Origin of the sequence: Salipiger pentaromativorans (assembly GCF_024721115.1) — a bacterium.
Classification (GTDB): domain Bacteria; phylum Pseudomonadota; class Alphaproteobacteria; order Rhodobacterales; family Rhodobacteraceae; genus Salipiger; species Salipiger pentaromativorans.
This window is the reverse complement of record NZ_JAMDHK010000018.1, coordinates 49,868-72,588: the sequence shown is the minus strand read 5'-3', so window position 1 is coordinate 72,588 and position 22,721 is coordinate 49,868. Positions and strand designations below refer to the sequence as shown.

The window sequence follows — 22,721 nt, the reverse complement described above, 5'->3', positions numbered from 1 at the left end:
GGCCAGCCGGGCACCGGCTGCCCGCCTGGCCTGGTTCCGTCAGGCGTCGGCGCGCGGAAGGCGGATTTCGGACAGAACCTCCTCCGTGTGCTCGCCCAGCCGCGGTGGCAGCCGGCGCACCCGGCCGGGGCTGTCCGAGAACTGGACCGGTATCCGGAGCGTCACGACGGCGCCCTCTGTCGGGTGCTCGTGGCGCTCGAAATACCCGGTTTGAACCAGATAGGGATCAACCAGCAGATCCTCCAGGCTGTTGGCCGGTCCATTCGGCACGTCGGCCGCGTCGAACCGGCGGCGCCACTCGGCGGTTGTATTCCCCGCGATTGCCTCGGCGAGGAACCAATATAACTAGTCAATGTGATCGGTGCGCAACTCTGCTGTGGCAAATCGTGGATCGTCGCGCAGCTCGGGCCGGCCTATGGCGTCGAAGAGACGCAGCCACTGGTTGTCCATCGCCGCCATCACACAGATGTGCCCGTCCTGCGTTGGATAAGGCCGATGATGGGGCGAGAATACCCGGCTGTAACCCATGCCCAGATCGGGCCGGTCGAGCGTTGCGCCCCAGAGATGCTCGATCAGATTGAAGTTGACCATCGCATCCATCATCGGCACGTTTACCTGCTGCCCGTGGCCGGTGCGCTCGCGCCAGACGAAGGCCATCGCGATGGACGATGCCTGGATGTAACCGCATAGTTGTCGGCGATTACCGTGGGTAATAGCGCGGCTCATCGGTGGCCCGGGCCATCATCCCGGCTACGCCGCTGGCGCCCTGGATCACATCGTCGAAAGCAAGCCAGTCGCGGCGCTCACCATCCAGCCGGAAGCCAGAAGACGAGGCATGAATGATGCGGGAATTGACCGCGCGGATCGCCTCGTAGTCGACGCCCAGCCGTTCGGCGGCGCCGGGGCGTATCGAATGCACCAGCACGTCCGCGGAACGCACCAGATCAAGGAGCGCGGCCCGCGCGTCGGGTTTCTTCAGGTCGAGCACGACCGAGCGTTTGTTGCGGTTTGTATTGAGGAACAGTGCCCCCATCTTCGGGTTGCGCGACGGTCCCACCTGGCGTGTGTAGTTGCCGTCGGGTGACTCGATCTTGATGACGTCGGCCCCCATGTCGCCGAGGATCTGGATCGCCACCGGTCCAAGCACGTTGACCGAAAGATCAAGCACCCTGTAACCCGCAAGCGGTCCGTCCCCCTCGGCTGGCTGCTGCGGCTGACTGTCCATTTTCTTTTCCCTTTGCGGTATCGCACCCTTCGAGTCAGCAATGCGCGCCGTAGTCTGGCGGTCAGTCGACCCGCGACCCAAGGGCGCAGCGCCGCGAGCGAAGCTTGCGATCGCTGTATTGCTGTTCTGACGGCGTGCGTGGTCGTGGCGCTTCCGTGACGAACTTGTCCCATAGGGCCTCCTTCCATTCCTGCGAAAGGATCACACCATTAAACCGTGGGATCAAACACCTAAGCCGAAGAAATCGTGATGCCGGCGATCGTCGCCATGTCGGGAGCGATCGCCGTGACCGGACAGGATGCGCAAAAGGGGATCGCAGTTGCCCTTGAGCACATCAACGCCGATGGCGGCGTCGCCGGTCGGCCGCTGAAGATCCAACTTTACGACACACAGGGCAATCCCGGGGTGGTGCGCCAGGTGATGGAGCGGTTGACCCGCCTCGAGCGGGCTCCGGTCATCCTTGGCTGCGAGATCAGCGCAGGCACATCGGCTGCGGCGCAGTTCGCCGAGCAGGCGCGGGTTCCTCACCTGAACTCGCCGGCGGTGTCGGCCGAGCTCCTCGAGCGCGGTTACAAATGGTATTTCTCCGATCAGATCACAGCCGATACCGAGGCGGCCACGGTCGTGGAATTCTTCGAACACCTGATGACGCAAGGCGACGTCGTCCCGGCGTTGCTTTATGAAGACAGCCCGCGCGGCGCCGGAACCATCGAGCGGATCGAAGTTCTGCTGGAGGAGCGGGGCATCGAGATCGCCGCCAGCGCGCCGTATTCGCGCAGCGATCGCAACCTTCTGCCGCCGGTCAAGCGGGTGCAGACATCGAGTGCCAACATGGTGATCTGGGCCGGCTACACCGAAGATGTGGTGACCAAGCTCCAGGCAATGCAGCAGCATGACTTCAAGCCCTACATTGTCGGAATCAGTGGCGGTCCGGTTGATGTGCGCACCCCGCAACTGGTGGACAGGGGCTTCGTCGAGGACGTCAATCTCAGCACGGTGGACTACTTAAATCCCGACATGGACCGCGCCCAGCGTTTTGTGAAGGCTTACGAGTAACGGCACGGCATCGTGCCGTCAAGCTATGCGTCGATGTGCAACCGCGGTGTCTACACGCTGAAGGCCGTGCTGGAGAAGACGCTTGAGTCCGGCCAGAAACTGACGACCGAGAACCTTCGCGCCGCCATCCTTAAGATCGACATCCCCGGCGATCAGCTGATCTCGCCGTTCTCGCGGATCAAATTCGACGAACACGGCAGGAACGTCGGATCGCAGAACCTGATCGCGCAATGGAAGAACGGCGGCACGAAAAAGGTCACGATCTGGCCGCCAGAGGTGGCTGTGGAAGAGCCCAATCCTCTGAACTGATGCGAAAACTATAACCGGGGCCCAAGATGAAGCTGTCGATCGAGTCTCTCGTCTCCGGTTACGGTCTGCTCGACGCGCTCCACGGCGTCAGCATCGAGATCGGCCGAGGGCGAGGTCGTGGCTGTGATCGGACCGAACGGCGCGGGCAAATCCACCCTTCTGCGCACGATTTCGGGCCTTGTGGCCGCCCGTTCCAGAGCGATCCGCCACGATGGCAAGGAAATCGGCGGTTTTGCCGCCAGCGAGATTCCGCGCCTCGGCCTCGTCCATGTTCCTGAGGCGCGGCACGTCTTCGGGTCACTCACGGTCGAGCAAAATCTGATCGTGGGTGCGAGCGCCGCACTCGACGCGAAAGACCGAAAGGACGCCCTTTCCGATGCTGAGCCAGAAGGCCCGCGAACTTGCCGGAGGGCTCTCAGGCGGTCAGCAGCAGATGCTGGCGATCGGGCGCGCTTATGGCCCGGCCCAGCATGATCATGCTCGACGAGCCGTCGCTCGGCCCCGCGCCTCTGATGGTCGAGCAGATGTACGAGGCCCTCGACGGTCGGCGCCGCACCGGCCTGAGCATTCTTCTGGTGGAACAGGATGTCTACATGGCGCTGGATTTCGCCAGCCGCGCCTATGTTCTGGAAAACGGGACAATCGCCCTCGCCGCAGCCTCTGACGTCTTGCGCCACGACGATCACGTGCGCCGTTCGTATTTGGGAATCTGACCCGCCCTGTGCCCGCATTCCGCCTGCCATTCAGACCGGCAGCGGCGACAGACCGTGCGCAAACTGCGGACCGATCAGCCCCGTAGCGCCGAGATGCCCAGGGCCCCCTGTGCCAGAAGCAGCGCCTGAAGCTGGTTGGTGCCTTCAGCGATCGTGAGATGTCGCACATCGCGATAATAGCGCTCGACGGGGAAATCACGGGTGTATCCGGCCCCGCCGTGCACTTGCAGGGCAGTCTCGCAAACCCGCAGAGCCGTATCGGAGTTGTGACGCTTGGCCATGGAACAGGCCCGGCCGCGATCCGGTGCCCCGCGATCCAGCGCGTCAGCGGCCCGGCACGCCAGCAACCGCGAGGTTTCCACGCCAGTCAACATATCTGCGATCATCTGCTGGACCAGTTGAAACCCGCCGATCTTGCGTCCGAACTGTTCTCGCGCGCCCGCATATCGCAGCGCCGCCTCATAGGCGGCAATTGACAGGCCCAGGCAGGTGAAAGAAACGAAACAGCGCCCCACGTTCAGATAATGCTTGGCGATGGCGAACGCCTCGCCCTCGGCGCCGATCAGGTGGTCTGCGGGCAGCAATACGTCCTCAAACAGCAGCTCGCCTAGCGGGCATGAATTCATGCCCATGCTGCGGACCTCTCGGGTTGAAAACCCTGCTGTTCCCGCCTCGACCACGAAGGCCGATACCTCCGCGCGTTCGCCGTCGCCCGACCGCGCGAAAACCACCCCGAGATCGGCCCCGGTCCCGTTGGAGATATACAGTTTGCGTCCGTTCAGCCGCCAGCCATCACCGTCGCGCCGGGCCCGTGTTTCCACGTTGCTGGCGTCCGAGCCGACGTTCGGCTCGGTCAGCGCAAAAAAGGCTGTCTTGCGACCCGAAACCAGATCGCCCAGCCACCTTGCCTGTTGCTCCGGCGTTCCATGCTGCGCGACGATCATCAGGACAAGGTTCGACGTGCTGACGATGCTGCGCAGCGACGGCCATACCTGAGACAGCTCGCACAGCAGCGCGCAATATGTCAGATAATCAAGCCCGGCACCGCCTTGCGCCTCTGGCAAAAGACCGCCCAGCAGGCCGAACTCGCCCATCTTCTGCAACACTTCGGGCGGCGGCGGACGGTGGGCATCCTCGTGCGCCTCGACCAGGGGCGCCACCTCGGCGTCAAGGTATTTGCGGAAGCTGCGCCGCGCCGTTTCCTGCCAGTCGTCCAGCTCAAACTGCATCGGTCCTCACTCCAGCTTTTCGGCTTGGTCCAGAATTTCGGCCTGATGCTCGCCCACTGCCGGGACGTGGCCCGCCGGATCACTCATCCCAGCCATCGGCACCGGGAAGGCCATCACCTGGGCCGCGCCGGCTGAGCGCACCATCCCGCGCGCCTTGAGCTGCGGGTCCCGGGCCAGATCCTCCAGCCCGTTGACCGGGGCGAAGGGAACATCCTCGGCCTCGAAGATCTCCGCCCAATGCGCATAGGGACGCGCGGCGATCAGCGGGGTCAGGGCGGCGCGGATATCATCCGTGCGGTCGGTGCGTGCGGCGAAGTCGTCAAGCGCAGGATCGTCGAAGCCCGTCATCCCGGTGGCACGGATCAGGCGGCGGAAGAAATGCGTCTCGATCGCGCCGATGGTGATGTATTTACCGTCGGCGGTCGCGAAGATACCATAGGCGGCGCGGCGCAGGATATCGGCCTTTGTGATCTCGCGCCCGGCCTGGCGTCCGGCGTCCCACACACCGTAGCGCGGGGCGACCCAGCTGGCCAGCGCGTCGGTGATCGCCACGTCCAGATACTGGCCCCGCCCCGTGGCGTCGCGTCCGTGCAACGCAGCAAGAATGGTGATGATGGCATACATGGCTGCCGAGAGATCCCCGATCGGCACGCCCGTCGTGTATTCAGGCGGTCCGTCGGGCGCGCCCGAGATCGCCACCGCGCCCGCCATCGCCGCGTAGTTCAGATCATGCCCCGGCCAGTCGCGCGCCGGCCCGGTCTGACCATAGCCGCTGACCGAACAGTAGACGAGGCCGGGATTGAGCGCCGAAAGCGTCTCATAGTCGATGCCCAGCCGCGCGGTCACGCCCGGGCGATAACCCTCGATCACGACGTCCGCCCGTTTGGCCAGCCGCAGGAAAGCCGCGCGGTCTGTGTCATCCTTTAGGTTCAGGGCGATGCTTTTCTTGCCGCGGTTCACGGCGGCAAAGAGGCCGGGGAACATGGCGCGCGCGGCGTCGCCCGCAGGACGTTCGACCTTGATGACCTCGGCCCCCATCTCGGCCAGTTGCTGCGTTGCATAGGGCCCAGGCAGAAGCTCGGTCAGATCGAGAACGCGAAGCCCCGAAAGCGGTGCAGTGCCGGTCATTTTTGCTCTCCTGTGCTGTCTGCGCGGTCCGGGTCGGCAATCCCGGCGCATTCCGCCGAGTCGTCCTGTTCCAGGATCATGTCCCAGATCTTCTGACCCTGCGGATTTTCGAGCTCTTCCATCAGATGCGCCAGAAGCCCGGCGGATCGGCCAATCAGGGCGAAGGCCCGCGCCCAGATCGGGGCAAGCCCCATGTCCGAAACGGTGGCCCCGACCGCGCCGGCGGCGTTGATGGGCAGCAGACGTCCATATTCCTCGCGGGCGGCGGCCTCGACGGCCGCCATGAAGCGCCAGTGCCGCCCGTCGAACCCATTCTCGCCGGCGATCCGGCGCAGGACCGGCGTGCGGGGGTCGCCGTCGACATGGATCGGATGACCGAGGCCTGGCACGATCCGGCGCGCCGCGCGAAAGGCGCGCACGGCCTCTTGCGCGCGGGCGGCATAGGCTGCGTCGTCGTCGCTGTCGGACAGCTCGCCGATCTCGTCGCGGGTAAAGGCCGCGGCGTTCTGCATGGTGCCGAGAAAATGGTTCCCCGCGCCCAGCAAGCCCGCGGCCACCGCACCCTGAAGCGATTCCGGCGCGCCGAGAATGGTCATCCGCGCGGCGATGGCGCTGGGGGTAAGGCCGTGATCGGTGGCGGTGACGATGATCGCGTTGGTCATCGCGCGGGTGCGGGCATCCGGCTCTTTCCCCGTGGCGGTGAAATAGATCATGTCGACGAAATCCATCTTGCCCAGGATCTCATCGGCCAGATCGCGCCCGCGCACATAGATGCGGTCGCGGGTGGTGAAACCGATGTCCGTCTTTACCGTCATTGCCTTGCCTTTCCTTCTATCTCGGTCGGAGCGCGCAGGATCACCGCGTCAAGCACCGTCGCACCCGCCGGACCGGCGCGCACCGGATTGAGATCCATCTCCGCGATGTCGCCGCGCGCACCCAGGGCGGCCAGGATCACGAGAAGATCGGCCAGCGCGCCCAGATCGGCGCCGGGGCGGCCGCGCAGCGGACCCAGCAGTGCGCGTCCGCGGATCTCGTCGATCATCGCCAGCGCCTCGTCCCGCCCAAAGGGCGCGGCGCGGTGCGTGACGTCAGAAAGCGCCTCGACCATCACGCCGCCGAGGCCGAAGCTCACCACCGGGCCGAACACCGGATCGCGGTGCAGTCCCGCCATCACCTCGACGCCCGGCCCCTGTTCCATGCGCTCAACCAGAGCGCGCTCCAGCCTGTGCCCCTGTGCTGAAAGCGATGTCATCATCGCGCCCCAGGCCGCCGCCAGCGCCTGCTCATCCATCAGCCCGACGGCCACGGCCCCGGCTTCGGTCTTGTGCAGAAGACCGGGCACCAGCGCCTTGAGCACCACCGGAAAGCCGATCCCGCGCGCCGCCTCGCCTGCCTGTCTGGCACTGGTCACGACCCGTCCTTCGGGCACGGTCAGACCCAGGTCGGCCAGCACCGCCTTGGCGGCAGCCTCGTCAAGCTCGCCGGGCGGAAATGCGGGTAGAGCAAGCGTGGAGGTCCCCGAGGGGCTCCAGTCGCCGCGCCAGATCAGCCGCTTCAACGCCGTCACTGCCTTGCCGAGGCTGCGAAAAGGCGCCAGCCCTGCCGCGTTCAGCGTGGCATAGCCAGCGGCGCGATGCCCGCTCATCCAGACCGGCAGGAGCAGAGCCGGGCTGTCCGGCGCCAGCGCGACCATGTCGTCGGCGGACCGGTCGGTGATCGGGCCGTAGTCGGCGGGAATCGGCAGAAGCACAACATCGGTGGCCGGGTCCCGCGCCACCAGCGACAGGCAATCGCGGTTGAGCTTGTCTTGGGTGAAGACCTGGGTGGTCAGGTCCACCGGGTTATCGACCGCCGCATAAGACGGGGCCAGCGCACGCAACCCCGCGCGGGTGCCGGGGGCCAGTTCGGACAGGATCAGCCCGGCGCTGCCCACCATATCGGCGGCCAGCGCCGCTGTGCCACCCGAGAAGGAATAGACGCAGATCCCCCGCCGCGGGGCGATGCCGACGCGCTCGAACAGCGCCACCGTATCGATCAATTCGTCCAGATCCTCCACCTCGACGATGCCATGCTGGCGAAACAGTGCCGAGGTGACCGCCGCCGATCCGGCAAGCGCGGCGGTGTGCGAACGGGTGGCAGCAACGCCATAGTCCGACTTGCCCACCTTCATCGCCACCACCGGCTTGCCGGCGCGAGCAGCGGCGCGGGCAGCTGCCAGAAAGCGCGGCCCGTCGCGGAAGCCTTCGGCGAGAAGGGCGATTACCTTTATGTCGGGATCGCCCACCATGTGGTACACGACATCGGCCATGGTCAGGTCGGCTTCGTTGCCGGTAGAGCACCACAGGCCAACGCCGATACCCCGTTCGCTTGCCTGGATGAAGGCGCGGCCAAGTCCGCCGCCCTGGGTGACAAGCCCAATGCCGCCGCCCAGCGTGTCGTTCTTGAATACCGGTGAAAAGGTCAGCCCAAGGCGGCGGTTGATGTTGCTCAGCCCTGGCGAGTTCGGCCCGTAGATGCGCATCCCGCTTTGCCGGGCGATTTCAGCCATCTCGGCTTCGACGGCACGGCCCTCATCCCCGGTTTCGCCAAAGCCAGAGGTGAAGACCACCGCAAACCCCGTTCCTGCTGCCGCGCAATCGCGCAAGGCGCCCACCACCGCATCGGCTGGAAGGCACACCACCGCCACATCGACGGGGCCAGGCAAGGCCGACATTGCAGAATAGGCGCGCAAACCATGCACCCTTTCACGCCCGGGGTTGACCGGAAAGATCTGCCCATCGAAGTCGGAATGCTCGGCAAGGTTCAGCAAGGTGTCGCTGCCCACGCTACGGGGCCTTTCACTGGCGCCCAGGATCGCCACGCTGCGTGGCGACAAGAGCCGCGAAAGATCGGGAAAGTCGCGGGCGACCACCGGCTCAGCCACCTTGCGGCGCCCGCCGGACGAGCAGTTTCCAGACCCCTTCCACCACGGTTTCGCCACGCTGGTTGATGACCTCGCGCCGGAACGACAGGATGCCGCGTTCGGGTTTCGAAGTCTCGCGCTTCTCGGCTACGGTAACGCGCACGCCAATCGTGTCGCCGATGAAGGTGGGGTTGGGAAAGCTGCACTGCATGTCGAGCAACCCCAGAAGCGAGGGTTCCAGGAACGTGTTCATCAGCATCCGCGTGGTCAGCCCGGACATCACCGACACCACCAGAAGCCCGTGCGCGATACGCTGGCCAAAGGCCGAATCGGCGGCATATTCGGCATCGACGTGCAGCCGGTTGAAGTCGCCTGACAGGCAGGCGAAATTAGCCACGTCGGCCTCGGTGATGGTACGGGTGGGGCTATCGAACTGGTCGCCTTCGTTCAGGTCCTCCCAGTAGAGTTGCTGGCCCTTGAGGGCCGAAAGATCGGGCCGTGTCATTGGGTTTCCTCCTCTGGCAGCGCTAGCACTGCCTCTTTCAGTTCAGCCTTGAGAACGCGGCCGGTCAGGTTGCGCGGCACCGCCGTCATAAAGACCACGCGCCGCGGGCGCTTGTATCGGTCAAGCCGGGTTTCGGCATGGGCGATCACATCGGCCGCTGTCAGCTGCGCGCCCGGCGCGGGCACGATCACTGCGCAGATCGCCTCGGTCCAGTGCGGATCGGGCAGGCCGATGCAATGCGCCTCGGCAATCGCCGGGTGGCCGGCCAGCGCCTCCTCGATCTCGGGGGCGTAGACATTGATGCCGCCGCTCTTGATGATGTCGCGCTTGCGACCCGTGAACCAGAGCAGCCCTTCGTCGTCGATCCGGCCCAGATCGCCCACGGTCAGATAGTCGCCGCGCCGGGTTTCAGCGGTCAGCGCCTCATCCTTGTAATACCCGTCGTAGCGGCTTTCGCTGCGGGTGCAGATCTCGCCGACCTCGCCCTGCGGCACCTCGTTTCCATCGTCGTCCAGCAGTTTGAGTTCCACCCCGAAGAAGGGGCGGCCGACGCAGTTGCCCGCAAGGTTGCGGCGCAGATCCCGAGCGGTCAGGTTGGCATAGGGTCCTGCTTCGCTGGAGGCGGCATAGATCATCAGCGCATCGCCGAACTTGTCGAGCGCGGCACGCTTGAGGTCGAGATACATCTCGCCGCCGCCAGATTGCAAAGTCCCCAGCGACGACAGATCGGCGCTCGCGAACCCCTCGGCCTCGACCATCCGCTGGAGCATGGCGGGCAGCAGCATGGTGGCGGTCAGCCGCTCGTCTTCGATCAGCCGTAGCGCGGCGGCCCCGTCGAAGCGGCGCATCAGATAGACGCTGGCACCCAGATAAAGCGGCAGCAGCGTATAGGTGCAGCCGGCCGACAGGCAGATCGGCAGCGCCGACAGCGCCCGGTCGTCGGGGCGGAAACGCTGCTCGATGGCGCGTTCCTCCATGCCGAAGAGACTGCGCAGCGCGCCCTTGGGCTTGCCGGTGGTCCCCGACGTGTGCAGCATGATCGTGGTGCCGTCCTGCCCTTGCGGCGGATCGGGCGGTGTGTCTGCCAGAAGGTCCGACAGGCGCGGCAGTCCTTGCGGGGCCCCGTCGCCGATGGTGACGATGTCGTCCACCACGGTCCGGAACAGATCGGCATGATCCAGCGCCGCATCGCCCAGCAGCAGGGTTTTGCTGTCCGAGCGGGCAACCACATCGGCCATGACTTCGGGCGCGATGCGATAGTTGATCGGTGCGGGAATTGCGCCTAGCCCCGTCACCGCCACATAGGCGGCAAGGAAATCGGGATGATTTTCCGAGATCACCGCCACCTTGTCGCCCGGTCCGATGCCGCGCCGCGCCAGCACCGTCATCATCCGTTCCACCCGGTCAAGGAAATCCGTATAGGTCTGGCTCCTCCCCTCGAACACCACCGAGGGTTTCGTGGGGAACCGCCGCGCGTTCAACCTCAGGGCCTGGAGAAAGGTCATCGGCATGGCCGCCTCCTCAGGTGAAGGCCGAGATCCCGAGAACCTCGCGCCCTATGATCAATGTCTGGATTTCCGATGTGCCTTCGGGGATCAGCCCGCCGCGCGTGTCGCGGAACAACCGTTCGACGGGGTAGTCGGTCGAATAGCCCAGCCCGCCGTGCGCCTGCAGCGCCATCGAGGCCACCTCATGCGCCGCCTCGCTGGCATAGAGCTTGGCAATCGAGCATTCCTTGCGCCCAGGCAGACCCGCGTCCAGCGCTTGGGCGGCACGGTCAGTCAACGCGCGCGCCGCTTCGGTGCGGATGGTCATGTCGACGATCAGCTTCTGCACCAGCTGATAGCTTCCGATCACGTTGCCGAACTGCTTGCGCGTCTTGACGTAATCGGTGGACAGGTCCAACGACCGCTGCGCCGCGCCCACCGCGCCCGCCGCCACGTTGAGCCGGCCATAATTCAACCCCGTAAGGATCGCCTTGAGGCCCTTTCCCGCAGGACCCAACAGGTTTTCCTTTGGCACCTTTGCGTCTTGAAAGGCCAGCTGCGATGTCGCGGTGGCCTTGATGAACATCGTGCCCACCCGCGAAGCTTCGAAATCGGTCTCCTCGAGGTCCACGATGAACAGACTCAGATCGCCATCACAGCCTTCCGTGAATGTCCGTGCCACCAGGATTCCGACCCGGCCGTTGACGCCGTTCGTCGTCCACAGCTTGCCGCCATTGATCAGCCAGTGGTCGCCCTTGTCCTCGGCGCGGGTCTGCACCGAGGCAACATCAGAGCCGTGGTCGGGTTCGGTGATCCCCACCCAGACCGGCATCTGGCCAGCCATGACGGGTTTCAGCCACTTTTCCTTCTGGCGCGCATCGCCCAGGTGGTGGAACAGTGCGATCACGATGTTCACGGTGTTGAGCAGAACCCGGAGTGAAAGCCAGCGGTATCCTGCTTCCTCCATCATCATCGCCCAGGTGCGATAGCTGAGGCCGTAGCCACCGGCCTCTTCCGAGAGAAGCCCGCCAAGATAGCCGAACTGGCGTAGCTCGCCCATTATCGCCCAGGGCAGATCGCCCGTCGCCTCGCATTGCGAGATGCGCTCTTCGGTCAGCTCGCGCGCCATGAAGCCCCGGATGCTGTCTCGCAGCATCCGCGTCTCTTGATCCTCGACACAGGCGGAGGCCGGGACATGTTTAGCCATATCGCCCCCCGGTGATGTGAAGCGTCTCGCCCGAGATGTATTCCGCCGCATCCGAGGCGAGGAACACCACGCCGTTGGCGATGTCGCGTTCGTTGCCAAGGCGCTGCACGGTATTCATTGCCAGAGCGCGCGACTTTATCCGGTCGTAGTTTGGAAGCGCCTCGATCATCTCGGTGGCGATGAACCCCGGCGCGATGGCATTTACGGTGACATTGAAGCGCCCCTGTTCCATCCCCAGCGCCCGGGTGAAGCCGATGATGCCGGCCTTGGCGGCGGCATAGTTGGTCTGTCCCGGATTGCCGAGATAGGCGCGAGAGGAGATGTTGATCACCCGGCCCCACTTCTGTTCCATGAAGTACGGCACCACGGCGCGCGAGCAGGTATAGGCACCCTTCAGGATCACGCCCACAACAGCGTCCCAGTCCTGTTCGGGCATCTTGGTGATGTAGTTGTCGCGCGGAAATCCGGCATTGTTGACCAGGATGTGGACGGCGCCAAATGCTTCGATCGTGCGCGAGACGAGGGCTTCGACCTGTGCCTCGTTCGTGACATCGCAGACCACGCCGATCGCGTCGTATCCGTCGGCCTCAAGAGCGGCGCGGGTGGCTTCTGTGGTTTCGGGGTCGATATCGGTGATCACCACCTTCGCCCCCTCTTCGGCCAGCGCGCGGGCGGTCACTGCGCCGATCCCGCGACCCGATCCGGTGACGATAGCCACCTTGTCCTTTAGTCCCAGTTCCAAGTTACGCTCCTTCAGGTTGTCAGTATTCGCCCGAGAACACGGTTACGATCTCGGGAAAGAATGCGATCAGGGCCAAGACCGCGAACTCGGCCAGCACGAAAGGCAGCACCCCGACAAAGACCCGTTTAAGAGGTACGCCGGTGATCGAGCTGGCGACGAAAACGTTCATTCCGATTGGGGGGGTAATCAGCCCGATTTCGACCGTTTTGGTCACCAGGATGCCGAACCAGATCGGCGAATAGCCAAGCTCCATGACCATTGGAAAGACGATCGGCATGGTCAGGATCAGGATCGCCAGCTGATCCATCACGCAGCCCAGCAGGATGTAGATCAGGATCAGGATTAAAATCACCACGCCCGGCCCGATCTCAAGCCCTTGCACGTACGAAACCAGCGCCTGCGGTGCCATGGTCAGGGTGACAAAATAGCCGAAAATGTGCGCCCCGATAATAATGGTGAAGATCATTGCAGTCGGGCGCGTTGTACGTTCGAGCGCCCCCATGAATTCGCGCCAGCCCATACGTCTGAGCAACACGGCGGCAATCATGATCGCGCCAAAGCAGCCGACCGCGGCGGCTTCGGTCACGGTGACAGCGCCAGAATAAATCCCGGCCACGACAAAGACGAACAGCAGAACCACCGGCCAGATGTCGCGCAGTGACGCGAAGCGCTCACGCCACCCATGGCTTTGCACTGGTGGCGCCAGATCGCGGTTCAGCGTCGCCCAGACCATCGTGATCCCGGCAAAGCTGAGCGCGGTAATGAGACCCGGCAGAATGCCGGCAATGAACAGCCCGCCGATCGAGGTTTCGGTGATGATACCGTAAACCATCAGCACAACCGAAGGCGGGATCATGATCGACAACGTCCCGGCGGCCGCAACCGTGCCTACGATCATGCCGCGGTCATAGCCATATTTCTCAGCCTCGGGCGCGACGGTGCGCGCCATCGTGGCCGTCGCCGCGGTGGACGAGCCCGAAACCGCCCCGAAGCCTGCGCTGGTAAAGACCGTGGCCACGGCCAGTCCGCCGGGCAAATGGCCCACCCACCTGTTGGCGGCGCGGAACATGTCCGACGAAATCCGACTGGCCGACAGGATCTCGGCCATCAAGATGAACAAGGGAATGGCGGTCAACAGCCAAGAGGCGGTGTTGCGATACGGGGCCACCGACAGGATGCCGAGCGCCAGATTGAGCCCGCCGATCAGATACAGGCCGACGGTGCCGGCGATGCCCATCGCGAAGCCTATCGGCATCCCGACGACGAGAAGCCCCGCCAGCAATAGCGACACAGGTGCAAGAAATTCCATACTCAGCCAATCCGATCCGAAGCGCCGCGAAGGTGCTGAACGTCACCCGCCGCATTTACGAGAAGGCGCAGAACGATCAGCACGCAGCCAATCGGCGCAATCACAAGCGTGGTGACGAGAGGCGCGTCGATGTCGCCGGATGTGCGATATCCGAAGTCCCACGCCTTAAGCGCCTCGCGCGAGGCACCGTAACAGATCAGCGCAAAAAACGCGGCCGCTGCCAATCGCAAGACGACATTGAAACCGGCCCGCAGCCCTTCGGGCAGAGCATCAAACACTATCCCCACTCGCACGTGGCCATCATACATTTCCAGATAGCTCAGGCTTCCGAACACGATGATGGGCATCAGATATAGCTCTGTAGCGCCAATGACCCCTTCGATCGGGTCATTCAGGATATAGCGCGTAAAGACCTGTATGAGGATCAGCACCAGCATGACCATCATCGCAGCGCGCGACAGCCAGTTCATCCCGGTATCCACCCGGTCCATCGCTCGGCCCAGAGGACCGTGCAATCCAACTCTCGGCGACGGCACGGCGTCCTCTCGGGGATCAAGATCGTGACGGGACACGGTTGCGCGCCTTACTGCGTCTGGTGCTTTTCGATGTTCGCACGAAACATCTCCAGCACTTCGCCCGCAGGCAGTCCGCGCTCTTGCAGACCAGAGACCCAGGCATCGAACACCGGCGCTGTGGCCGATTTGACCTTTTCGCGCTGCGCTTCATCCAGAACGATGACCTCGATACCGCTGTCCCGCATCTTGTCCTCAAGCTCGGCGGCCGATCGGTCGGTTTCTTCGGCAACTCGCTGCATCGCCTCCTGCGACGCCTGTTGAATGGCCTGTTGATGCTCTGGCGACAGATCCTGCCAGACCTCCTCGCGGATCGCGTAGGGCGCCCAATACACAAAAACATCCAGACCCAGAACGGCGGTATCGATTACCTCGTCCAGCTTGTAGGAATAGATGCTGGTGGTGGGAAAGATCGTGCCGTCGACGGTGCCGGTGCGGATGGCCTGATAGGTTTCCGGGCTGGGAATATCAACCGGCGCGCCCCCTAGGGCCTTGACCGACTCCGCCATGTTCCCGGCAATGGTTTTCAGTTTCAGCCCTTTGATGTCATCAATGCCGCTAACATCCTGGTCGCGGGTGAACAGGTTGTAGGTCGAGGTCATTACACCCCAGACTGGGCGCATCCCGTTGGCCAGGAAGTCGTTTTGCAGGATCGGATCCGACGTCACCGTTTCAAAAAAAGCGGGCGTCCCGACAACGCTCTGCGAGAAAAGGCCAGGAAGCGTGTGCACGCCCGCCAGCGGCATCGTGCCCCCGTTATAGGCCGGCGGAACATAGCCGATGTCCACCACGCCTGTCTGCACCATCGAGAACATATCGCGCAGCGAACCCAACTGACCGGCACCGAAATACTGAAACTTGACCTCGCCATCGGTCAGCTCGGTTACGCGGTCCATCCAGTAGGTGGTGCCGGTCTCGACGATGTAGTGGCCGGGCGGAAAGGTATCTGCAACCTTGAGTGTCACTTCGGCCGCCGCAATTTGCGGCATCGTTCCGACCGCGATCACCAGCGCCGCCCCTGCGGCAAACCGATCGAGTTTTGTGTTTCTTGTCATGGCAGTCTTCCTCCCTGTGGCGTTGTCGATCAGCGCACCATGGTGCGGTGAACCGGTCAATGTTTATGGGTGGCCGGGAGCGCAACTGTCGCGAGATCACACATATATGCGAATACGCGAACTGAATCCGCGGCGACGCAACAGAGAAGATCGAACGCCAATCGTGGGTGGGAATCTCCAGCGCTTTCACGGCCGAAAGAAAGGATTCCGTGGCCTGCCGATCAACAGTAAGCGGCGGCTGCGCCCCACGTTGTAGATGAGCTCCGGCACTGCGAGGTGATATCCATCTCATGATGGGGAGTGTGTTTCGCAATGTGCGCGACAAATTCGTTTCTCAGATCTCTGGGCGTCGAGATCTACGGGTCAGGTCATCGGCGCTGGCCGGACGACGTGAAGGCTCGCGCTGTGGCAGAGACTTTGGAGCCGGGAGCGACCGTGAATGCGATTGCCGAGCGATATGACATCCGCCCAAACCAGCTCTCGGCTTGGCGGCGTCTGGCAAAGCAGGGCCAGCTGGTTCTTCCTCCGGCGGAACTCGGAGAGCCGGTCTTCGCGCCTCTGGTCATTTGCGATCCGACTGAGACGCCCGAGCTTTCCGACGCGAAGCCCCAGCAGGTGATCCGGATCGTCAAGGGAACAACCCGGATCGAGCTGTCTTCTGACACGTCGGCAGGTCAGATCGCCGCGATCGTGCGCACTCTGGAAGCGCCTGCATGCTGATGCCGTCTCAAGGGGTCCGCATCCTGGTGGCGACGAAGCCGGTAGACTTCCGCAAGGGGCATGATGGACTGGCAGCCTTGGTGCAGTCGACCTTGACCGAAGATCCGTTCACCGGGACGGTCTTTATCTTTCGGGCGAAGCGCGCAGACCGGATGAAGATCCTGTTCTGGGACGGCAGCGGTCTCGTCATGGCCTACAAACGGCTGGAGGAGAGCACCTTCACCTGGCCCGCGATCCGGGATGGTGCGATGACCCTGAATCGCGCCCAGTTCGAGGCGCTGTTCGCCGGGCTGGACTGGCGGCGGGTGCGGTCTCTGGAGACGCGCGCCCCCGCTGTGGCAGAGTGACTCAGGGCGGGGAAAGCCGGCCTGACAAACGCAGGAGCGGGATATGATGCCGCCATGTCCAGCGCCCTATCCCTCGACCTGTCGGCCATTCCGGAAGACCAGCGTGACGCTGTTCTGGCCGTCCTGCGCGAGCGTGATGCACTCAGGGAAGCCAACAAGCGCCTCGAGCACCTCGTCGCCGAACTGAACCAGGTCGTGCATGGCAAAAGGTCCGAGAAACTGAGTGAGGACGAGCGGCAGCTGGCCTTCGAAGATCTGGAAACTGCCGTCGTCGAGGCAGAGGCCCAGCAGGATGAAGACGCCACGGCCTCGTCCGGTCCGCGGCGATCCAAGGTCGCCCGCCGCAATCGGGGCAATCTGCCTGAGAGCCTCCCCCGGATCGAGCAGATGATCGAGCCGGCCAGCCTGGAGTGTCCCTGCGGCTGCGGCACGATGCACCGGATCGGCGAGGACCGCAGCGAGCGGCTGGACATCGTGCCGGCCCAGCTCCGCGTCATCGTGACGGTTCGACCCAAGTATGCCTGCCGTGCCTACGCCGAAGGGGTCACCCAGGCGCCAGCCCCTGCCTTCCTGATCGAGGGCGGGCTGCCGACCGAGGGCGCCATTGCGTATGTGCTCGTCGCCAAGTTCGCCGACCATTTGCCTCTCTATCGCCAGAGCCAGATCCTCGCGCGTTCCGGGATCGACCTTCGGCGCAGCACGCCCGCCGATTGGGTCGGCACCGCGGCCTTCCACCTTGCCCCGGTGGTCGACCGGCTCGCCGAGCACCTGAAGGGCTCGGGCAAACTCTTCATGGACGAAACGACGGCGCCGGTTCTGGAGCCCGGGCGAGGCAGGACGAAGACTGGCTTCCTCTGGGCGCTGGCCCGAGATGATCGGGGCTGGGGCGGCGATGACCCGCCCGGCGTGGTCTTCACTTACCGCCCGAGCCGCGCCGGCGTGAACGCGGAGCAGATCCTGCAGGGCTTCGACGGCATCCTGCAGCTGGACGGCTATCCCGGCTACGATCGGCTGACGCGCCCCTCGCGCAAGGGCGGCGCGCCGATCACGGTTGCGCACTGCTGGGCACATGCCCGCCGGAAGCTGAAGGAAGTCTTCGACCGTGATGGATCGGAGATCGCCGCCGAGGGGCTGCGCCGGATCGCCGAGTTCTACCGGATCGAAACCGAGATCCGCGGCATGGGACCGGGACAGCGCCTGTCGGCGAGACAGACACGCACCGCGCCGCTGGTGGCCCAGTTCGGCGAATGGTTGCAGAGCCAGCGCCGCCGGATCTCCGCCAAGTCCCGCCTCGGAGAGAAACTCGCCTATATCCACCGGCAGTGGGACGGGCTACAGACCTTCCTGCAGGACGGACGCGTCGAGATCGACTCCAATGCCGTGGAGAATCTCATCAGGCCGATCGCCCTGACGCGGAAGAACGCACTCTTCGCCGGCCACGACGAAGGTGGTCGGACCTGGGGCCGCATCGCCTCGCTCATCGCCACAGCAAAGATCAACGAAATCGTACCCTTTGTCTATCTCAAGGCGACGCTCGAGGCGATCGCGGCAGGGCATCCCGCGAACCGGATCGACGAGTTGCTACCCTGGAACTTCAAGCCGTCGAGCTGAACTCCGGTGGGGCGTAGACGCCGCTTACGATCAACACGATGATGGTCGGCCTCTTTCGCGGCGCCTCTCTTCAAGCCGGTATTCTTGGGGCGGGCCGAAACCGTGGTCGCACTGCTCTGGGCAGCGCATCCTACACCGCCCGGCCTTCGGGGATGCCGGTGCTAACGACGCCCCGCCGGTCAGGCTCAACCTTGAGCCTGACGCGAAGAGGCTATTTCCGCCGCCTGAAAACGGACCCTGACATTGGCAAGTGGCGCGTTTCGTCCGCGCCCCCCAAGTCCCGTCTTCGTCAAGCCGGGCCATTTTTTACGGCGCTGGCTGATCCAGGCGGTCAGGCGGTCAGGGACTGTTGACCCATCTTCTTCAGATTTCGAACGATTTCTTCGTGCATGATCCCTACGATCTCTTTTTCGGATCTCAAGATAACATCAGTTGGAGCGCCAACCCCGACAGCGAAAAGCCGCGAGTTCAGATGGTTAGGAAACGGCATGGAAATCAAGCCGCTCCCTTGAACCACCTGATCGGTTGAGAGGTAATAGCCCTTGGCACGGGTTTCTGCCAACGAGGCCACGAAAGCTTTCACATCCACTGCCGGTTTGTCGGGCGCGCGATAGGCGTTGATCCTGCGGAACAGACTGCGCACTTCGTCGTCACTGAAACGACTCATCAGAACGCGCCCGACACCTGAGTTACCCAGCGGACGACGTGTCCCGAGCGATATGTGGTGGATCGGCGAATCTTTCGGGCGGACAACTTGCACGTACTCGGCTTCGTCCCCATTCTTGGTTGCCAGAACCACCACATGCCGTGTGCGTTCCGAAATTGCCTTGAGCAGCCGGTGGATGGTGCCTTCGCCGAACAGATCTGGATTCATCCACGACCCTAAAAGCGGAACGCGCTCGGTGGGAAAATAACTCTTCTTTCGGGCATCGTGGGTCAGAAATCCAAGCTTCACCAAGCTTTTGAGCAGCGCCGAGGTACTTGACTGCGGGTACCCCAGTTCCTTGGACACTTCCACGACCGAAAGCGGTCGCTGAACTTCATCGAAATACACCAAAGTCTGACAGGTGCGCGCCACCGATTTCACAATTTGATCGCCGCCTGTTCTTGCTGAAGTCTGATGCGCGGTTTCCATGATCTCCTCCCTTCGTGTGCAGTTATATGCACAGCGTTCCATACGGAAGGATGGCCGCGCTTGTAAATTCTGTCAACTGTTAGAAAACTGCCGGGGGCACGCCGCAAGCGGCTTGGGGATCAGGAAAGATTTCGGGTTCGGTTGTCAGTGGCCTCCTCGATTGGCGGGTATGATCACACCGTCAGCGGCGACGGCTCCCTGCCCGCTTGCTCCGACGATCAATGGATTGACATCAATGGTCTCAAGCGCGGCCCCGTGATGGGCGGCAAAAGCAGACAGTCGGGCAAGGGCGCCGGCGAGGGCGTCGATGTCGCGTTCGGGCGCGCCCCGGAATGCGTCCAGCAGTTTGCGGCTGCGGATTTCGTCAATCATACGGCGCGCTTCGACAGGTCCGAATGGTGCGACGCGGAAAGACACGTCTTCGAGGGCCTCGACAAACACCCCGCCCAGACCGAACATGACCACCGGGCCGAAAGCCGGGTCCTGGGTCACGCCGAGTATAGCCTCCAGTCCAGGTGCTGCCTGTTCCGCCACGACCAGCCCGTCGATCCGCGCACCGGGCATCTTCTCGGACGCCAATTCCAAGATTCGTGCCCCGGCAGAGCGGACATCTTCGGCCGAACGCAGATCAAGCGCGACGCCCCCGATGTCGGATTTGTGCAAGATGTCGGGCGAGGCAATCTTCAGCACGACCGGGAATCCCATTTCTTGCGCTGCCTGAGCTGCCGCTTCGGGGGTGGTGGCCAGGGTTTCGCGCACGATCCCGATTCCGGCCTCTGCAAGCAGGGCCTTGGCCTCGATCTCGTTCACAATTCCGTCCGGCAACGGCGACAGGTTGGAGAGTTCGGGTATCGGGTCCTTTTCGCCTGCCCGCGCGAAGGAACGGGCAAAATAGCGCAATGCGGCCATCGCCCGGACTGCACGGGTCGGTTCCTCGAACACGATGAACCCCGACTTTTCGTACGCGGCGCGCCCCTCTGGCTCTGTCAGCGAACAGAACAGCATTGGCCGATCGGGATATTTCTCGCGAATGCGCTCCAGTCCGCGCCGAATGGCTTCGTTCAGGTCGGCGACAAGTCCGACCGTCGACATGAAGATGATGGCCCCATCGATCTCGCCGTCACCAAACAACACATCCATGTTGGTTTCCAGAAGATCGATCTGGTTGACCAGCTGCGCCGTCACATCGACCGGGTTTCGGACACCGGCAAATGGCAGCACCTCTTTCAGCTTTTTCTGTGCATGATCGGGAAGCGCAGGCACGTCCAGTTTCAGCTTTTCGGCTTCGTCGGCCATCAGCACCCCGACCCCGCCCGAGACTGTCACAAGGCCCAGCCGGTCGCCCTGCATCATCGACGCGGATTCGGCACAGGCATAAGTCACATCGAACATTTCATCGACCGATTGCGCCCGGTAAACGCCGTACTGCCGGAACGCCGCGTCATAAACCGCGTCTGCCCCAGCCAATGAGGCGGTATGCGACTGCGCGGCCTCTGCTCCGACCGCGCTGCGCCCGACCTTCATCATGACCACCGGCTTTCCCCGGGCCCGCGCCAGCTCAAGTGCCTCGACCAGCCTGTCGCGATCGGTTGCCCCTTCGAGATATCCCATGATGACGCGGGTATCGTCATCCTGCGCGCAATAGGCCACGGCATCGGCAAAATCGACATCGCAGGAATTGCCCGTCGTCGCCCAGATATTGACCCCAAGTCCGCGCATTCGAACGAGCGTCATGCAATACGAGCCGAACGCGCCGCTTTGACTGACGATCGACACGCCGCCGGGTTTTGGCAGGTGTTTTTCGACCCCGGGCGTGAATGTCGCATAGAGGTTGTGGCGCACATTCGCGATGCCAAGGCAGTTCGGCCCCACAAGCCGCATGCCGCCCTCGCGCGCGATGTCGACCATGCGCGCCTGAAGGGCGGCCCCGTCGGCATCGACCTCCGAGAACCCCGAACTGAAGATCACCGCCCCCCGCACACCTTGGGCCGCGCACTGTTCGACCGCCTGAACGGCCAGCGGCGCGGGCAGCGCGATCACGGCCAGGTCCGGTGTCGTGGGTGCCTCCGAGATCGACGGATACGCCGTCAGGCCCTGCACCTCTGGCGATTTCGGGTTGATAGGCAGGATCGGGCCGTCGAAACCGTGCCGCTTGAGAAAATCCACCGGCCTTCCGCCGATGCGCTTGGGATCGCTTGAGGCGCCAATCACCGCTACCGAGCGAGGGTTGAAAATGGCATCCATTCCATGAATTCGCATGGGACTTCCTTTGATGTTCGTAACTAGTAGGATTTTGGCAGGCCGAGGGCATGTTCCGCGATAAACGAAAGCACCAGCTGCGGGGTGACCGGCGCGATGCGGAACAGGATGGCCTCGCGAACAAGACGCTCGACATGGTATTCCTTGGCGTATCCGAACCCCCCGAAGGTCAGCTGCGCGGTCTGTGTCGCCTTCACCGCCGCTTCGGCGGCCAGATATTTTCCTGCGTTGGCTTCATTTCCGCAGGGCTTGCCCGCGTCGTAGAGCGCGCCGGCGTGCATCGCCATCAGGTTGGCCGCCTCCAGTTCCGCCCAGCTGGCGGCCAGGGGGTGCTGTACACCCTGATTCTGACCGATTGGTCTGCCAAAAACGACGCGCTCATTGGCGTAATCCGCGGCGCGCCGAAGCGCATTCCGCCCGATTCCGACTGCTTCAGCGGCAATTAGAACCCGTTCGGGGTTCAGCCCGTGCAGGATCTGACGAAAGCCCTGGCCTTCTTCGCCGATCAGATCCCCGGCGGGGATCGGAAGCCCGTCGATGAACAGTTCGTTCGAGTCGACACATTTGCGGCCCATCTTTTCGATCTCGCGCACGGTGACGAAAGATCGGTCCAGATCGGTGTAAAAAAGGCTTAATCCTTCTGTCGGTTTCTTGACGTCCTCAAGCGGGGTCGTGCGCGCCAGCAACAGGATCTTGTCGGCCTCCTGGGCGGTTGAAATCCAGACCTTCTGGCCGTGCACCACATATCGGTCACCCTGTCGCACGGCGCGTGTTTTCAGTTTGGTGGTGTCCAGACCGGTTGTCGGCTCGGTCACCCCGAAACACGCACGTTCATCGCCTGCCACCAAAGGCGGAAGGTATTTCTTTTTCTGGTCATCGGTGCCGAATTTCACGACTGGGTTCAGACCGAAGATATTCATGTGAATCGCCGATGCGGCGCTGTTGCCGCCGCCGGATTCCGCAATGGCCTGCATCATGATCGCGGCATCGACGATGCCAAGACCGGCACCTCCGTACTCTTCGGGGATTGCAATCCCCAGCCAGCCATCGCGGGCCAGCTTTTGATGCAGCTCTCGCGGGAAACCGCCTACGCGATCGCGTGTCAGCCAGAATTCGTCGTCGAATTCTTCGCAGATCCGCAGGATCGCATCGCGGATTCCCTGCTGTTCGGATGTCATCTGATAGGTCATGATTTTCTCCTCACGTCTTG

22 protein-coding genes and 1 pseudogene are annotated in these 22,721 nt (G+C 63.4%); 7 read left to right on the top strand and 16 right to left on the bottom strand.

Translation table 11 applies throughout. The features are described from left to right. Positions 1-39: 39 nt before the first annotated feature. Together M4578_RS21770 and M4578_RS21765 are read right to left on the bottom strand one after the other, a co-directional pair. Positions 40-657, bottom strand: a pseudogene (locus M4578_RS21770) (CoA transferase). 43 nt (positions 658-700) lie between these two features. Further along, a complete protein-coding gene (locus tag M4578_RS21765) occupies positions 701-1,225 on the bottom strand; it encodes a CoA transferase (protein ID WP_250637868.1) in 525 nt (174 codons plus the stop codon). Between the two features lie 249 nt (positions 1,226-1,474). Between M4578_RS21765 and M4578_RS21760 the strand changes: the two genes are divergently transcribed. The 4 genes from M4578_RS21760 to M4578_RS21745 all read left to right on the top strand — a co-directional run bounded on the left by M4578_RS21760 (position 1,475) and on the right by M4578_RS21745 (position 3,303). Next, positions 1,475-2,281 carry an ABC transporter substrate-binding protein gene (locus M4578_RS21760; protein ID WP_071974356.1) on the top strand — a complete coding sequence of 269 codons (807 nt, stop codon included), beginning with the start codon at positions 1,475-1,477 and terminating at the stop codon, positions 2,279-2,281. 33 nt (positions 2,282-2,314) lie between these two features. After that, positions 2,315-2,590, top strand: a complete 276-nt coding sequence (locus M4578_RS21755; protein WP_027264375.1) for a hypothetical protein — start codon at positions 2,315-2,317, stop codon at positions 2,588-2,590. Between the two features lie 117 nt (positions 2,591-2,707). Next, positions 2,708-3,064, top strand: coding sequence for an ATP-binding cassette domain-containing protein (locus tag M4578_RS21750; RefSeq protein ID WP_198952313.1), 357 nt, complete (start codon positions 2,708-2,710; stop codon positions 3,062-3,064). After that, entirely contained in the window at positions 3,061-3,303 is a 243-nt protein-coding gene (locus M4578_RS21745; RefSeq protein ID WP_205964847.1) for an ATP-binding cassette domain-containing protein, read from the top strand. The genes M4578_RS21750 and M4578_RS21745 overlap by 4 nt, the downstream gene beginning before the upstream one ends. Before the next feature lie 74 nt (positions 3,304-3,377). Here M4578_RS21745 and M4578_RS21740 read toward each other — a convergent pair whose 3' ends face one another. The 11 genes from M4578_RS21740 to M4578_RS21690 all read right to left on the bottom strand — a co-directional run bounded on the left by M4578_RS21740 (position 3,378) and on the right by M4578_RS21690 (position 15,439). Further along, positions 3,378-4,532, bottom strand: a complete 1,155-nt coding sequence (locus M4578_RS21740; RefSeq protein WP_027264374.1) for an acyl-CoA dehydrogenase family protein — start codon at positions 4,530-4,532, stop codon at positions 3,378-3,380. Positions 4,533-4,538: 6 nt separating this feature from the next. Then, positions 4,539-5,660 (bottom strand): CaiB/BaiF CoA transferase family protein, encoded by a 1,122-nt coding sequence (locus M4578_RS21735; RefSeq protein WP_027264373.1) that lies wholly within the window; start codon positions 5,658-5,660, stop codon positions 4,539-4,541. After that, positions 5,657-6,475 (bottom strand): citryl-CoA lyase, encoded by an 819-nt coding sequence (locus tag M4578_RS21730; protein ID WP_036051583.1) that lies wholly within the window; start codon positions 6,473-6,475, stop codon positions 5,657-5,659. Before M4578_RS21730 ends, M4578_RS21735 begins: the two co-directional genes overlap by 4 nt. Continuing rightward, on the bottom strand, positions 6,472-8,583 hold the full coding sequence (locus tag M4578_RS21725) for an acetate--CoA ligase family protein (RefSeq protein WP_198952314.1): 2,112 nt from the start codon (positions 8,581-8,583) through the stop codon (positions 6,472-6,474). The genes M4578_RS21730 and M4578_RS21725 overlap by 4 nt, the downstream gene beginning before the upstream one ends. Further along, complete coding sequence (locus M4578_RS21720) at positions 8,576-9,067, bottom strand: MaoC family dehydratase (protein WP_027264371.1); 492 nt, start codon at positions 9,065-9,067, stop codon at positions 8,576-8,578. The genes M4578_RS21725 and M4578_RS21720 overlap by 8 nt, the downstream gene beginning before the upstream one ends. Continuing rightward, entirely contained in the window at positions 9,064-10,578 is a 1,515-nt protein-coding gene (locus tag M4578_RS21715; RefSeq protein WP_027264370.1) for a class I adenylate-forming enzyme family protein, read from the bottom strand. Before M4578_RS21715 ends, M4578_RS21720 begins: the two co-directional genes overlap by 4 nt. 10 nt (positions 10,579-10,588) lie before the next feature. After that, on the bottom strand, positions 10,589-11,710 hold the full coding sequence (locus tag M4578_RS21710) for an acyl-CoA dehydrogenase family protein (protein ID WP_027264369.1): 1,122 nt from the start codon (positions 11,708-11,710) through the stop codon (positions 10,589-10,591). A 43-nt stretch (positions 11,711-11,753) separates the two neighbouring features. Next, positions 11,754-12,503 (bottom strand): SDR family NAD(P)-dependent oxidoreductase, encoded by a 750-nt coding sequence (locus tag M4578_RS21705; RefSeq protein WP_027264368.1) that lies wholly within the window; start codon positions 12,501-12,503, stop codon positions 11,754-11,756. 19 nt (positions 12,504-12,522) lie between these two features. Beyond that, entirely contained in the window at positions 12,523-13,812 is a 1,290-nt protein-coding gene (locus M4578_RS21700) for a TRAP transporter large permease (RefSeq protein ID WP_027264367.1), read from the bottom strand. A 2-nt stretch (positions 13,813-13,814) separates the two neighbouring features. Next, the gene (locus M4578_RS21695) at positions 13,815-14,282 is read right to left on the bottom strand and encodes a TRAP transporter small permease (protein ID WP_157815108.1); all 468 of its coding nucleotides are present in this window, start codon (positions 14,280-14,282) and stop codon (positions 13,815-13,817) included. 113 nt (positions 14,283-14,395) lie between these two features. Then, the gene (locus tag M4578_RS21690) at positions 14,396-15,439 is read right to left on the bottom strand and encodes a TRAP transporter substrate-binding protein (protein WP_027264365.1); all 1,044 of its coding nucleotides are present in this window, start codon (positions 15,437-15,439) and stop codon (positions 14,396-14,398) included. A 312-nt stretch (positions 15,440-15,751) separates the two neighbouring features. Between M4578_RS21690 and tnpA the strand changes: the two genes are divergently transcribed. The 3 genes from tnpA to tnpC are packed head-to-tail and all read left to right on the top strand — an operon-like array spanning position 15,752 to position 18,117. Continuing rightward, a complete protein-coding gene (gene tnpA, locus M4578_RS21685; RefSeq protein WP_027264364.1) occupies positions 15,752-16,159 on the top strand; it encodes an IS66-like element accessory protein TnpA in 408 nt (135 codons plus the stop codon). After that, positions 16,153-16,506 (top strand): IS66 family insertion sequence element accessory protein TnpB, encoded by a 354-nt coding sequence (gene tnpB, locus M4578_RS21680; protein WP_027264363.1) that lies wholly within the window; start codon positions 16,153-16,155, stop codon positions 16,504-16,506. The genes tnpA and tnpB overlap by 7 nt, the downstream gene beginning before the upstream one ends. A gap of 54 nt (positions 16,507-16,560) precedes the next feature. Further along, the gene (gene tnpC / locus M4578_RS21675; RefSeq protein WP_027264362.1) at positions 16,561-18,117 is read left to right on the top strand and encodes an IS66 family transposase; all 1,557 of its coding nucleotides are present in this window, start codon (positions 16,561-16,563) and stop codon (positions 18,115-18,117) included. A 331-nt stretch (positions 18,118-18,448) separates the two neighbouring features. Here tnpC and M4578_RS21670 read toward each other — a convergent pair whose 3' ends face one another. From M4578_RS21670 to M4578_RS21660, 3 genes are all read right to left on the bottom strand, one after another. Beyond that, positions 18,449-19,252: an IclR family transcriptional regulator gene (locus M4578_RS21670; RefSeq protein ID WP_027264361.1), complete on the bottom strand. Its 804-nt coding sequence runs from the start codon at positions 19,250-19,252 to the stop codon at positions 18,449-18,451. Between the two features lie 144 nt (positions 19,253-19,396). Next, a complete protein-coding gene (locus M4578_RS21665; protein WP_036051580.1) occupies positions 19,397-21,496 on the bottom strand; it encodes an acetate--CoA ligase family protein in 2,100 nt (699 codons plus the stop codon). A 38-nt stretch (positions 21,497-21,534) separates the two neighbouring features. Further along, positions 21,535-22,701: an acyl-CoA dehydrogenase family protein gene (locus M4578_RS21660; RefSeq protein ID WP_027264359.1), complete on the bottom strand. Its 1,167-nt coding sequence runs from the start codon at positions 22,699-22,701 to the stop codon at positions 21,535-21,537. Positions 22,702-22,721: the final 20 nt, after the last annotated feature.

Excerpts from the sequence above, each read along its gene's own strand:
- M4578_RS21765 (WP_250637868.1), bottom strand. The coding sequence starts at position 1,225 with ATGGACAGTCAGCCGCAGCAGCCAGCCGAGGGGGACGGACCGCTTGCG.
- M4578_RS21760 (WP_071974356.1), top strand. The coding sequence starts at position 1,475 with ATGCCGGCGATCGTCGCCATGTCGGGAGCGATCGCCGTGACCGGACAG.
- M4578_RS21755 (WP_027264375.1), top strand. The coding sequence starts at position 2,315 with ATGTGCAACCGCGGTGTCTACACGCTGAAGGCCGTGCTGGAGAAGACG.
- M4578_RS21745 (WP_205964847.1), top strand. The coding sequence starts at position 3,061 with ATGATCATGCTCGACGAGCCGTCGCTCGGCCCCGCGCCTCTGATGGTC.
- M4578_RS21740 (WP_027264374.1), bottom strand. The coding sequence starts at position 4,532 with ATGCAGTTTGAGCTGGACGACTGGCAGGAAACGGCGCGGCGCAGCTTC.
- M4578_RS21735 (WP_027264373.1), bottom strand. The coding sequence starts at position 5,660 with ATGACCGGCACTGCACCGCTTTCGGGGCTTCGCGTTCTCGATCTGACC.
- M4578_RS21730 (WP_036051583.1), bottom strand. The coding sequence starts at position 6,475 with ATGACGGTAAAGACGGACATCGGTTTCACCACCCGCGACCGCATCTAT.
- M4578_RS21720 (WP_027264371.1), bottom strand. The coding sequence starts at position 9,067 with ATGACACGGCCCGATCTTTCGGCCCTCAAGGGCCAGCAACTCTACTGG.
- M4578_RS21715 (WP_027264370.1), bottom strand. The coding sequence starts at position 10,578 with ATGCCGATGACCTTTCTCCAGGCCCTGAGGTTGAACGCGCGGCGGTTC.
- M4578_RS21710 (WP_027264369.1), bottom strand. The coding sequence starts at position 11,710 with ATGCTGCGAGACAGCATCCGGGGCTTCATGGCGCGCGAGCTGACCGAA.
- M4578_RS21700 (WP_027264367.1), bottom strand. The coding sequence starts at position 13,812 with ATGGAATTTCTTGCACCTGTGTCGCTATTGCTGGCGGGGCTTCTCGTC.
- M4578_RS21695 (WP_157815108.1), bottom strand. The coding sequence starts at position 14,282 with ATGAACTGGCTGTCGCGCGCTGCGATGATGGTCATGCTGGTGCTGATC.
- M4578_RS21690 (WP_027264365.1), bottom strand. The coding sequence starts at position 15,439 with ATGACAAGAAACACAAAACTCGATCGGTTTGCCGCAGGGGCGGCGCTG.
- tnpA (WP_027264364.1), top strand. The coding sequence starts at position 15,752 with ATGTGCGCGACAAATTCGTTTCTCAGATCTCTGGGCGTCGAGATCTAC.
- tnpB (WP_027264363.1), top strand. The coding sequence starts at position 16,153 with ATGCTGATGCCGTCTCAAGGGGTCCGCATCCTGGTGGCGACGAAGCCG.
- tnpC (WP_027264362.1), top strand. The coding sequence starts at position 16,561 with ATGTCCAGCGCCCTATCCCTCGACCTGTCGGCCATTCCGGAAGACCAG.
- M4578_RS21670 (WP_027264361.1), bottom strand. The coding sequence starts at position 19,252 with ATGGAAACCGCGCATCAGACTTCAGCAAGAACAGGCGGCGATCAAATT.
- M4578_RS21665 (WP_036051580.1), bottom strand. The coding sequence starts at position 21,496 with ATGGATGCCATTTTCAACCCTCGCTCGGTAGCGGTGATTGGCGCCTCA.
- M4578_RS21660 (WP_027264359.1), bottom strand. The coding sequence starts at position 22,701 with ATGACCTATCAGATGACATCCGAACAGCAGGGAATCCGCGATGCGATC.